The following is a 12,060-nucleotide window of genomic DNA, read 5'->3' on the forward strand; positions in this document are numbered from 1 at the left end:
TCAGTCAAGTCTTGGGAACGGATCGGACGGAAGCACGCCAATCGCCGCTACCGGCAACGCATCCGCTTCGATCAGCGCAGCGGCCTTGGCGAGGTCGCGCGCCATGTAGCGGTCGGCGCCGAGCGCGGGTACCTGTTCGCGAAGAGCCGCGATGACGGCAACGAGTGGCGCGCTTGTCGTATGCGGCGCACGCAGGGTGATGCCTTGCGCGGAGACCAGAAGCTCGATGCCGAGGATGGCAGCAAGGTTGTCGGCCATGTCCGACAGACGCCGTGCGGCGTGCGCGGCCATCGAGACATGATCTTCCTGGTTGGCGCTGGTCGGGGTCGAGTCGATCGAGCAGGCGAGCGCGCGCTGCTTGTTCTCTGCGTAAAGCGCAGCGGCCGTGACCTCGGCGATCATGAAGCCGGAATTGATGCCGGGGTCAGGCGTCAGGAACGGCGGCAGGCCGAAATTCAGCGCGGGATCGACCAGCGTCGCGATGCGCCGCTCGCTGATCGCGCCGATCTCCGACAGCGCCAGCGCAATGGCGTCCGCAGCAAAGGCCACCGGCTCGGCGTGGAAATTGCCGCCGGAGACGATCTCGCCGGTCTCGACCAGCACGAGCGGATTGTCGGTGACGGCATTGGCTTCGACAATCAGGGTCCGAGCGGCCTGCGCAATCAGATCGAGCGCCGCGCCCGCGACCTGCGGCTGGCAACGCAGGCAATAGGGATCCTGCACGCGCTCGTCGCCTTCGAGATGCGACAAGCGGATGTCGCTGCCGTCAAGCAGGGCCATGAGCGTCGCGGCCGCAGCGATCTGGCCGGGATGACCGCGCAGCGCCTGGATTTCCGGGCGGAATGGCGCCGTCGACGCCATCGCGGCATCGACCGACAGTGCTCCGGTCACCAGCGCAGCGCGCGCCAGGCCAAAGGCACGCAGCACGCCGGAGATGGCATAGGCCGTCGAGAACTGCGTTCCGTTGATCAGCGCGAGACCTTCCTTTGGGCCGAGCGTCAGCGGCGCAAGGCCGGCCGCGGCCAGCGCCTCGCCGCCGGAGACAGCCTTGCCATCGACGATCGCCTGCCCCTCGCCGATCATCACCGCTGTCATGTGCGCGAGCGGCGCAAGATCGCCAGAGGCGCCGACCGAACCCTGCTGCGGCACCAGCGGTGAGATGCCCCGCGCCAGCATGGCCTGCAGCTGCTCGATGACCGCGCGACGCACGCCGGAGGCGCCACGCCCGAGCGAGATGATCTTCAGCGCCATCATCAGGCGGACGATCGGCTCAGGGGTCGCCGGGCCGACGCCACAGCAATGCGAGACGATGAGATTGCGCTGGAGCAATGCGGTCTGATCAGGCGGAATGCGCTTGGAGGCCAGCTTTCCGAAGCCGGTGTTGATGCCGTAGACAGGGGCGTCGGCCCGGGCGGCCTTCGCAACGATCTCCGCGGCCGCCTCGACGCGCGACCAGAACGATGGATCGAGCACGACGGATCGCCCGGCGAGCACGCGCGCGAGATCGTCGAGCCCGACCGTCCCCGGCTTGACGACGATCGCTGCGCTCTGCGCCATCACTGTCCCCTCCACACCCGGCGGTGCAGCGGATTGAAGCCGATGCGGTAGACGAGCTCTGCGGGACGTTCGATATCCCAGATCGCGAGATCACACCATTTGCCGGCCTCTAGCGTGCCGGTTTCATCCAGCATCCCGAGCGCTCGCGCACCTTCGCGGGTGACACCGGCCAGGCATTCGGCCACATTCATCCGGAACAGCGTCGCGCCCATGTTCATCGTGAGCAGGAGCGACGTCAGCGGCGAGCTACCGGGATTGCAATCGGTCGCAAGCGCCGTGTGGACGCCGTGCTTGCGGAACGCGTCGACCGGTGGCTTCTGCGTCTCGCGGATGAAGTAGAACGCGCCGGGCAACAGCACGGCCACCGTACCCGCCTTCGCCATCGCGGCGGCACCAGCTTCGTCGGTGTGCTCGAGATGATCGGCCGAGAGCGCAGAGAATTTTGCCGCGAGCGCCGCACCACCAAGGTTCGACAACTGGTCGGCGTGGAGCTTGACCGGCAGCCCAAGCCCCCTCGCCGTCTCGAACACGCGCGCGGTCTGCTCAGCTGAGAACGCGATGCCTTCCATGAACGCATCGACGGCATCGGCGAGGCCGGCCTTCGCGACCGCGGGCAGCATCCCCTTGCAGACGAGATCGATGTAGCGATCCTTGTCACCGTCGGCTTCGACCGGCGGCGCGTGCGCGCCGAGAAACGATGTGCGGATCGCAACCGGCCGCTGGCGGCCGAGACTGCGCGCGGCGGAGAGCTGGCGCATCTCGGTCTCGGCGTCGAGGCCATAGCCGGACTTGATCTCGATCGTGGTGGCGCCCTCGCCGATCAGCGCATCGAGCCGCGGCAACGCGCTCGCGACGAGCTCGGCTTCGCTCGCCTTGCGGGTCGCGGCCACCGTCGAGACGATACCGCCGCCGGCGCGTGCGATCTCCTCGTAGCTCGCGCCCTTCAGGCGCAGCTCGAATTCGTGAGCGCGGTTCCCGCCATAGACGAGATGCGTGTGGCAATCGACGAGGCCCGGCGTGATCCAGCGTCCCTCGCAATCGATGCGCTTGATCGCGTCCACATCAGCAGGAAAATCCGCCGCCGCGCCTGCATAGACAATGTGGCCGCCGCGCGCGGCGATCACGCCATGCTCGATCTCGCCGAGATCGGGACGGTCCGCCCGCAACGTGGCGAGCCGGGCATTGTGCCAGATCCGGTCGAAGCGCTCTGCCATGCGGTGGTCCCTTCGCGCTGGGATGCTTGACTTATATGTCTAGACATATAATCGTGGGACGGTTCTGTCCAGCCGGCGTGTCATCATGTCCCGACTGCATTTCGCCTCCGCCCTCCTGCCCTCGGGCTGGGCCAATGACGTGCAGGTGGTGATCACCGCCGGCGCGATCGCGGAGGTGACGCCGAACGTGGCGCCGGCCGCCGGCGACGAACGCCACGGTATCGCGCTTCCGGGATTGGCGAGCCTGCACAGCCACGCCTTTCAGCGCGGCATGGCAGGACTTGCGGAACTGCGCGGTGATAGCACCGACACGTTCTGGACCTGGCGCGAGACGATGTATCGCTTCGCGCTGTCCATGTCGCCGGAAGACGTTACCGCCGTCGCGACACTGCTTTATGTCGAGATGCTGGAGCAGGGTTTTACCCGCGTCGGCGAATTCCATTATCTGCATCACGACCGCGACGGTTCGCACTATGCCGATCTCGGCGAAATGGCCGCGCGCATCGCACAGGCTGCCGAAGCTTCAAGCATTGGCCTGACGCTGCTGCCGAGTTTTTATGCGCATGGCTCCTTCGGCGGCGCGGCGCCGCATGACGGTCAGCGCCGCTTCATCTGCTCGGTCGATCAGTTCGCCGTGCTGATGGCCGCGTCGCGCAAGGTGATCGCGGCATTACCGGGCGCCAATATCGGCATCGCGCCGCACAGCCTGCGTGCAGTGACACCAGGCGAGCTCGCGGCGATCATTCCGCTCGCCGATGGCGGGCCGGTGCACATTCATGCCGCCGAGCAAGTGAAGGAAGTCGAGGATTGCCTCGCATGGTCTGGCCGGCGTCCGGTGCAATGGCTGCTGGAGCACGCGCCGCTCGATCAGCGCTGGTGCCTCATCCACGCGACCCATACGACGGATGAGGAAGTCACGGCATTCGCCAAGACCGGTGCGGCAGCGGGCCTCTGCCCCATCACCGAAGCAAGCCTCGGCGACGGCATCTTTCCGGCGCGCGAGTTCGTCGATGCCGGCGGCGCGTTCGGTGTGGGCACCGATTCCAACGTGCTGGTCGGCGTTGCCGACGAACTGCGCCAGCTCGAATACGGCCAGCGGCTGAAACACCGCCAGCGCAACGTGCTCTCCGGCGGTGCTGGCCGCTCGACCGGACGCACCCTGTTCGATCATGCGCTCACGGGCGGCTCTCGAGCACTGGCCCAGGCGGCGGTTGGCCTCACGCCCAGCGCACGCGCCGACATCGTCACGCTCGACACGGCACATCCGTCGCTGGCTGGACGTCAGGGTGACGCCGCCATCGACGGCTGGATCTTTGCGGCAGGCAGCGGCGCGATCGATTGCGTCTGGGCTGGCGGCCACAAGGTCGTCGAGAGCGGACGACACAGACTGCGACAGACCGCGCGCGAACATTTCAACGCGGCGATCCGGAGGCTCGTTGCATGAGTCTCGCCACTGATACACCTGACCAGCCGACGCTCTACAAGCGCATCCGCGCCGACATCGAGAAGCGCATCCTGACCGGCGAATGGCCGCCCGGGCATCGCATCCCGTTCGAGCACGAGCTGGTCGCGCGTTACGGCTGCTCGCGCATGACCGTGAACAAGGCGCTCTCGGAGCTGGCGCAGGCCGACCTGATCGAGCGGCGGCGGCGCGCCGGCTCCTTCGTACGCCGGCCACAGCATCTGTCGGCCGTGCTGAAGATCGCAGACATTCGCGCCGAGATCACCGCGCTCGGCCGCGGCTATGGCTACGAGCTGATCGGTCGCAAGCTGCGCGCGGCGACCGCGGCCGACCGCGAGCGTCTCGGCGTCAAGAAGGCCGGCAAGGTGGTCGCGATCACCTGCCGCCACAGCGCCGACAAGGTGCCGTTTGCCGTCGAGGACAGGCTGATCGATCTTGCGTCCGTGCCGGATGCGGCGACCGCGGATTTCTCGCGGGAGCCGCCCGGCTCGTGGCTGCTTCATCATGTCCCATGGACAGAGGCCGAGCATACGATCAGCGCCATTGTTGCGGACGATCGCACGGCGGAAGCGCTCGACATCGCCGTCGGCGCGCCCTGCCTCGTGATCGACCGCTATACCTGGCGCAGCGCGCGTACGATCACCGCCGTGCGCCTGCTCTATCCCGGTGACTCTCACCGCCTTGTCGCCCGATTCAAGGGAGGCTGAGAGAACGATGTCGGCACAGATCGTGCAACGCTTCGGGCAACGGTCCATAGGGACCGACAGAGATCAACAGGACGTCAATCCATCGATCGGCAAGAGGACGACAATCATGCGTAGTTCGACAATTTTTGCGACAATCATTGCGCTTACGGCCTCCACTCCGGTGCTCGCCGACGACGTCAAGGTCGGCATCGGCATCTCCGGATGGACCGGCTTCGCGCCGCTGACGCTGGCGAAAGAGGCGGGCATCTTCAAGAAGAACGGCCTCGACGTAACGATCAAGAAGATCCCGCAGAAGGACCGCCACCTCGCGATCGCTTCCGGCGACGTCCAGTGCGCCGCAACGACGGTCGAGACCTGGATCTCCTGGAACGCCAATGGCGTTGCGACCAAGCAGATCTTCCAGCTCGACAAGAGCTTTGGCGCCGACGGCATGGCCGTGCGTAACGATCTCGCCGCGATCAAGGATCTGAAGGGCAAGACCGTCGCGGCTTCCGCGCCCGGCACCTCGCCCTATTTCGCGCTGGCGTGGATGCTCAAGAAGAACGGTCTGTCGGTGAAGGACGTCACCGTCGTCAACCTCGAGCCGGCCGCGGCCGCGCAAGCTTTCGTCTCCGGCCAGAACGATGCCGCGATGACCTATGAGCCGTATCTTTCGACGGTTCGTGCCGCACCCGACAAAGGCAAGATCATCGCGACCACGCTCGACTATCCCATGGTCATGGACACCTTCGGCTGCACGCCGAAGTTCCTCACCGAGAACCCGAAGGCCGCCAAGGCGCTCGCCGACAGCTATTTCGAGGCGCTCGACATGATCGCCAAGGACCAGGCCAAGGCCTACGAGATCATGGGCGCCGACGTGAAGCAGACCAGCGAGCAGTTCGGCAACTCGGCGAAGTATCTGCGCTGGCAGGACAAGGCCGCGAACCAGAAGTTCTTTGCCGGCGATTTCCTGACCTTCAACAAGGAGGCCGCCGAGCTCCTGCTCGAGATCGGCATCATCAAGGCCGCGCCGAAGGTCGAGGACCTCTTCGACGCCAGCTACATCAAGTAAACCTTCTCGGAGCTGCCGGCCCCGTCTCCCGACGGGGCCGGCAAATCTGTTCACCGCCCGGATAGATCGTTGATGCGTCCCCTGGATCCCGTGACATCGAAGCAGCGCGTGGCTTATGGTCTTGCCTTCTTCGTGGTGTTCGTTGCCCTCTGGTCGTGGGCGACGTTTGGCGGCTATGTGTCCAAAACCTTCCTCGCCAACCCGCTGACCATGGTGCACGAAGGCTATGACCTCCTCGTCAAGCAAGGCTTCGTGTTCGATATCGGCATGACGATCTGGCGCGTCGTTGGCGGCTTTGCGCTCGCCGCGATCATCGCGGTCCCGCTCGGCGTTCTCATGGGCGCCTACAAGCCGGTCGAAGCCTTCCTCGAACCATTCGTGTCCTTTGCGCGCTATCTGCCCGCCTCCGCCTTCATTCCGCTGCTGATCCTGTGGGCCGGCATCGGCGAACTGCAGAAGCTGCTCGTCATCTTCATCGGCTCGGTATTCCAGGTCATCCTGATGGTCGCGGTCACCGTCGGCGCCACGCGGCGTGATCTGGTCGAGGCGGCCTATACGCTGGGGGCCAGCGACCGCGGCATCATCCGCCGCGTACTGCTGCCTTCCTCTGCACCCGAGATCGCGGAAATCCTGCGGCTGGTGCTCGGCTGGGCCTGGACCTACGTCATCGTCGCCGAGCTGATCGGCTCGTCCTCGGGCATCGGCCACATGATCACCGACAGCCAGGCGCTGCTCAACACCGGCCAGATCATCTTCGGCATCATCGTGATCGGACTGATCGGCCTGCTCTCGGACTTCATGTTCAAGGCGTTCAACGCCTGGCTGTTTCCGTGGAGGCTCGCATGACCACGCTGAAGATCGAGCAGGTCTCGCGAACCTTCCCCGCGCGCCACGGCAATGCGCCGACCAGGGCGTTGGAGCCGACCGACCTCACTATCGGCAACAACGACTTCGTCACCATCCTCGGCCCCTCCGGCTGCGGCAAGTCCACGCTGCTGCGCATCGTCGCCGGCCTCGACCGTCCGACCAGCGGGCGCGTCACGCTCGACGGCCGCGAGGTGACCGGCCCGGGTGCCGATCGCGGCATGGTGTTCCAGTCCTACACGCTGTTTCCGTGGCTGACCGTGCGCGAGAACATCGCGTTCGGCCTGCGCGAGCGCGGCGTGTCCGAGGCGGAGCGTCACAAGATCGCAGACGCCTTGATCCGGCAGGTCGGACTGTCGGGTTTCGAGAACCACTGGCCGAAGCAACTCTCCGGCGGCATGCAGCAGCGCACGGCGATCGCCCGCGCGCTCGCCAATGATCCAAAAATCCTGCTGCTCGACGAGCCCTTCGGCGCGCTGGACAACCAGACCCGCGCCCTGATGCAGGAGATGCTGCTCGGGATCTGGGAGCGCGACCAGAAGACCGTGCTGTTCGTCACCCACGACATCGAGGAGGCGATTTTCCTCGGCAGCCGCGTCATCGTCATGAGCGCGCGTCCCGGCCGCATCAAGGCCGAGATCAATGTGGACCTGCCCCATCCGCGATCCTACAAGATCAAGACCACGCCCGAATTCGTCCAGTTGAAGGAACGGCTGGTCGAGGAGATTCGCACCGAGGCGTTGAAGGTTGCCGAACATGCCTGACACCAAGCCGCACGCTGACGGGAAACGCGTTCTCGCCGATCTCAACGCGCTCCGCGCCATCGGCGCCTACAAGACCGGCGTACATAAGCCGACCTTCTCCGAGGCGCACAGGCTTTCGCTGGACTGGCTGGTGCAAAAGCTGCCCGAGGCCGGCCTTTCGGCCACGATTGACGGCATCGGCAACGTGTTCGGCACCAGCGCCAAGTCTGGACCGAAGCTCTTGGCGGGCTCGCATCTGGAAAGCCAGAACTACGCCGGCTGGCTCGATGGCCCGCTCGGTGTCGTCTATGCGCTCGAAGCAGCCCGCGTGCTCAATGCCGATCCCGCGCTCAAGGGCGCGGTCGAGGTCGCCGCATGGTGTGATGAGGAAGGTCATTTCGGAAGCTTCCTCGGCTCGCGCTCCTATGTCGGGCAGGTGACCGAGGCAGAAATCGATGCCGCGCGCGACCGCACCAGCGGACGTACGATGCGGGACGCACTCGGCGACATGGGGCTCGCGGGGCGCACGCGCGTCGCCGTCGAGCCGCGACGGCACGTCGGATATCTGGAAGCGCATATCGAGCAGGGCGACACGCTCGAGAGCGGCCGCCTTGCGGTCGGCGTCGTGACCTCCATCGTCGGCATCTGGCAGTACCGCATCAATTTCACCGGCGAGCAGAATCACGCCGGCACCACGCGCATGGCGGTGCGCAAGGATGCAGGGCTCGCGCTGGCCAAATTCTGCGTGGCGATCGACGAGCGCTTTCCGGACGCGTGCGGTCCGCGCACGGTCTGGACCACCGGCCGCATCACCCTCGATCCCGGCGCGCCGAGCATCATTCCCGGCGGCGCCGAAATGCTGTTCCAGATCCGCGACGACAATCCTGCCGTCATCGCGCGGCTGGAGGAACTGCTGCGGACCATGGCGGACGAGGCCAGCGCGAAGGGCCCGTGTACCGTCAACGTGGAGAAGATCCGCACCGGCGCACCCGCCATGATGAACCCGGGCATTCAGGACGCCATCGACGCCGCCAGCAAGGCCCTTGCCGAGGGACGGTCCATCCGCATGCCGAGCGGCGCCGGCCACGATGCGCAGATGCTCGCGACCGTCATGCCCGCGGGCATGCTGTTCGTGCCGTCGATCGGCGGCATCAGCCATCACTGGACCGAGAACACCGCCGATGCCGACATCGTGACGGGCGCGCAGGTGTTCGTCGATGCCTGCCGGCGAATCCTCGGTGGTTAGAACGACGTCCCTCCACCGAACCTGAACTCCTGCACGATGTCGTATTTGCCCTTCGTGATCGGCACGGCATAGTCGAAGCGCAGCGGGCCGAACGGCGATGCCCAGATCAGGCCGACGCCGACCGACGAGCGCACCGTGTTGCCGTCGTCATATTGCAGTCCGCAGGTCGGGCAGGCCTTGGTGTTGACCTCACCGGTGGCCGTCCACGACGTCGGCCCCTGGTACCCCCAGAGCGAGCCGGCATCGGCGTAGACCGCGCCCTTCAGCCCGACCTCCTTGGGCAGGAACCAGAACGGCATCTGCAATTCCATCGACGCGCCCCAATATTTCGTGCCGCCGAGCGCATCGCCGCTCGCGCCAAGGCTCCAATACGTGATGTCGCGCGGACCGATGCCGTTGGAAGCAAAGCCGCGCACAAGGTTCGGGCCCATCTGGAAGTGATCCAGCATGCGCAGATCCTGGTTGCCGAGCTTGCTGAGCAGACCGCCCTGGAGGTGGATCACGCTGACGATCTCGGAGACGAGCGGCGTGTAGTATTTGGTGTCCAGCGCGGTCTTCAGATAGGTGACATCGCCACCGACACCGGCGAAATCCTGGCGGAAGTCGACCAGCAACCCGTCCGTCGGATTCTTGGTGTTGTCGAGCGTGTTGTAGTTCAGCGTGTAGCCGAGCGCCGAGGTCCAGCTCGCGCCGTTCGCCAGTTCCTTGCGAACCGGCAGGCTCGACTCGCCGTCGCCGTAGCAGCCATAGCCATAGACGCCCGAGCTCGTGGAATTAGTCGGGTCCACACCGCCCAGCACGTTCTGGATGTAGGCCGGCGTCGGGTTGAAGGCCAGCGACGTGTTGGATGCGTTGTTGTTGCAATTGTTGTAGGCGCTGGCGAGCGTGATGCTCTGCTGATAGAGCGAATAGCGGAGCTGGAGCGAGAGATCCTCGCGCAATGCGAGCCCGATGCGCGGCGAGAAGCCCAGCGTCGTCACGCCGTAGCTCGTATAGCTGTTCGACAATTGCTGGCGCCAGTAGGTGTCGAATCCGAGCGCCATCCGGTAGTCGAGCAGATAGGGCTCGACGAACGACAGCGAGATGCCGCGCGCATACTGGCCGTAGCTGACCGACGCCTTGGCGAAGAGCCCCTTGCCGAGCAGATTACGCTCCGAGATCGAGACTTCGGCAAGCGCGCCGTCGGTCGTGGAGTAACCGCCCGAGATCGAGAAGTCGCCGGTCGATTTCTCTTCCATGTCGACGATCAGGATCACGCGATCGCTCGACGAGCCGGGCTCGGTGACGATCTTGACGCTCTTGAAATAGTCGAGGTTCTTCAGGCGCCGCTCGGCGCGGTCGACCAGCGCCCGGTTGTACGCATCGCCCTCGGACAGGTCGAATTCGCGCCGGATCACGTAGTCGCGCGTGCGCGTGTTGCCGCGAAGGTTGATGCGCTCGATATAGGTGCGCGGGCCCTCGTCGACGTTGAACACGACGGATACCGTGTGCGCTTCGAAATTGCGGTCGCCGCCCGGCCGGACCACGGCGAAGGCATAGCCGCGACGCGAAGCCTCGACCTGCATCTCCTCGACCGATTTCTCGACCGCTTCGACGTTGTAGAGCGAGCCGGCATTGACGCGCGAGAAGCCGCGCAGCGAGGCCGCGTCGAAATTGGCAATGCTGGAGCGGAAATCGACCGCGCCGACGCGGTATTGCTGCCCCTCCTCGATCTTGAAGGTGACCAGAAAGCCCTTCTTGTCCGGATCGTATTCGGTGAGCGCGGCCACGACCTGGACGTCGGCAAAGCCATTCTTGAGATAGAAGCGGCGGATCAGGTCGCGGTCGGATTCAACGCGATCGGGATCATAGATGTCGTTGTTGCCGAGGAAGCTGAGCAAATTGCTCTCGTGCGTCTTGATCACGTCGCGCAGGCGTGAGGCCGAGAAGGCGCCATTGCCGATGAACTCGACCGACTTGACGCCGGTCTTGGCGCCTTCCTCGACCGTGAAGATGAGATCGACGCGGTTGCTCGGCTGCTCGATGATTTCGGGCGTGACGCGCACGTCGTAGCGGCCGGAGCGGCGATAAATTTCGGCGATGCGCAGCGTGTCCGACTGGACCAGTGCCCGTGAGAAGGTGCCGCGCGGCTTGGACTGGATTTCGGCCGAGAGTTGCTCGTCCTTAATCTTCTTGTTGCCCTCGAAGGCGATGCGCCCGATCACGGCGTTTTCCACCACCGACACCAGGATGCGGCCGCCGTTGTGGCTGATCTTCACGTCCTGAAACAGACCGGTCGCGATCAGGGCCTTGAGCCCCTCGTCGATCGCCGGTTGGTCGAGGCGCCCACCTGAGCCGGGCCGGAAGTAGGAGCGGACCGTCTCGGCCTCGACGCGGCGATTGCCTTCGACGACGATGACCTCTGCCGTTTGCGCGGCCGCCGGTTGCGGCAACAGGGCAAGCGAGCTTGCAATCGATACGCCGCTCATCGCCACGACGATCAGCCAGGTCCGCAAAAACGACATTCCACACCTCAAGAACACCCACCTGCTCTGAAACGAGACGGCTGTGGCCGCGGTGTGGCTTTAAGATTGCTGTACTGTTTCCGGTCGTTGAATTTGATTGACTGATCAGCGATGTGACCATCGCGGCCAGAACGAGCGCGCACCATCGGCCGCGACTGAGGGACATTGCAGCTACCGCATACGCGGCTTTCCACGCAGGCGTTCAGCAACATCGCGCAACGTCGGGCTTCTTTACAGGCCCACGAGCCGGTGCGAGAGGCGACGGCATCAGAAACTCGCATGGGAATTTGCCGATGAACGCGATCGTCATGAGAACGGTGCTGCTTGCCCTCCTTGCCTCACCCCTCTCGGCTCATGCCGCGACGGCAGGCAAGCACGACCGACAACAGACGACAGAGAGCGCGGTGTATGAATACGGCGCGCAGGGCCCCAACCGTTCCTACCAGTCCGGTCCGCGCACCCGTATCTATGTGAGCAAACGGTCCTGGCTGGATGGAGGCACCGAGGTGCTGCCGGGCGAGCGAAAATTCACCGACTACGCCTTGCCGCCCGGCACCTCGTTCGCGCGTTGGAACAACAATGGACCTCTCGATCGCCGGCCGCTGAGCCCCGACTCGGATCTGGGCGGATTTGCGCAGCGAATTCCGATTTCGTGGTAAGCGGACTCTCTCTCGTGTCCCGGTTCTGCAGCGCATAGCGCTGCGTCCGAGAC

10 protein-coding genes are annotated in these 12,060 nt (G+C 65.1%); 7 read left to right on the forward strand and 3 right to left on the reverse strand.

What is annotated here, in order from left to right; genetic code table 11:
* Positions 1-1,557 carry a histidine ammonia-lyase gene (hutH, locus tag NLM15_RS31480; protein ID WP_254121655.1) on the reverse strand — a complete coding sequence of 519 codons (1,557 nt, stop codon included), beginning with the start codon at positions 1,555-1,557 and terminating at the stop codon, positions 1-3.
* Complete coding sequence (gene hutI, locus NLM15_RS31485; protein ID WP_254121656.1) at positions 1,557-2,771, reverse strand: imidazolonepropionase; 1,215 nt, start codon at positions 2,769-2,771, stop codon at positions 1,557-1,559. The genes hutH and hutI overlap by 1 nt, the downstream gene beginning before the upstream one ends.
* Before the next feature lie 85 nt (positions 2,772-2,856).
* Here hutI and NLM15_RS31490 point away from each other — a divergent pair, with 85 nt between their 5' ends.
* The 6 genes from NLM15_RS31490 to NLM15_RS31515 all read left to right on the forward strand — a co-directional run bounded on the left by NLM15_RS31490 (position 2,857) and on the right by NLM15_RS31515 (position 8,844).
* The gene (locus tag NLM15_RS31490) at positions 2,857-4,215 is read left to right on the forward strand and encodes a formimidoylglutamate deiminase (RefSeq protein WP_254121657.1); all 1,359 of its coding nucleotides are present in this window, start codon (positions 2,857-2,859) and stop codon (positions 4,213-4,215) included.
* Positions 4,212-4,940, forward strand: coding sequence for a histidine utilization repressor (hutC, locus tag NLM15_RS31495; RefSeq protein WP_254121658.1), 729 nt, complete (start codon positions 4,212-4,214; stop codon positions 4,938-4,940). Before NLM15_RS31490 ends, hutC begins: the two co-directional genes overlap by 4 nt.
* Before the next feature lie 106 nt (positions 4,941-5,046).
* Positions 5,047-5,991, forward strand: a complete 945-nt coding sequence (locus NLM15_RS31500) for an ABC transporter substrate-binding protein (RefSeq protein ID WP_254121659.1) — start codon at positions 5,047-5,049, stop codon at positions 5,989-5,991.
* Between the two features lie 72 nt (positions 5,992-6,063).
* Positions 6,064-6,837 carry an ABC transporter permease gene (locus NLM15_RS31505; protein WP_254124512.1) on the forward strand — a complete coding sequence of 258 codons (774 nt, stop codon included), beginning with the start codon at positions 6,064-6,066 and terminating at the stop codon, positions 6,835-6,837.
* Positions 6,834-7,619 (forward strand): ABC transporter ATP-binding protein, encoded by a 786-nt coding sequence (locus tag NLM15_RS31510; protein ID WP_254121660.1) that lies wholly within the window; start codon positions 6,834-6,836, stop codon positions 7,617-7,619. The genes NLM15_RS31505 and NLM15_RS31510 overlap by 4 nt, the downstream gene beginning before the upstream one ends.
* A complete protein-coding gene (locus NLM15_RS31515) occupies positions 7,612-8,844 on the forward strand; it encodes a Zn-dependent hydrolase (protein ID WP_254121661.1) in 1,233 nt (410 codons plus the stop codon). Before NLM15_RS31510 ends, NLM15_RS31515 begins: the two co-directional genes overlap by 8 nt.
* On the opposite strand, the gene bamA is transcribed toward NLM15_RS31515, so the two are convergent.
* A complete protein-coding gene (gene bamA, locus NLM15_RS31520) occupies positions 8,841-11,348 on the reverse strand; it encodes an outer membrane protein assembly factor BamA (RefSeq protein WP_254121662.1) in 2,508 nt (835 codons plus the stop codon). The two genes, NLM15_RS31515 and bamA, sit on opposite strands and share 4 nt — an antisense overlap.
* 293 nt (positions 11,349-11,641) lie before the next feature.
* On the opposite strand from bamA, the gene NLM15_RS31525 reads away from it, so the two are divergent.
* A complete protein-coding gene (locus NLM15_RS31525) occupies positions 11,642-12,007 on the forward strand; it encodes a hypothetical protein (protein WP_254121663.1) in 366 nt (121 codons plus the stop codon).
* Positions 12,008-12,060: the final 53 nt, after the last annotated feature.

Origin of the sequence: Bradyrhizobium sp. CCGB20, assembly GCF_024199855.1 — a bacterium.
GTDB lineage: Bacteria > Pseudomonadota > Alphaproteobacteria > Rhizobiales > Xanthobacteraceae > Bradyrhizobium.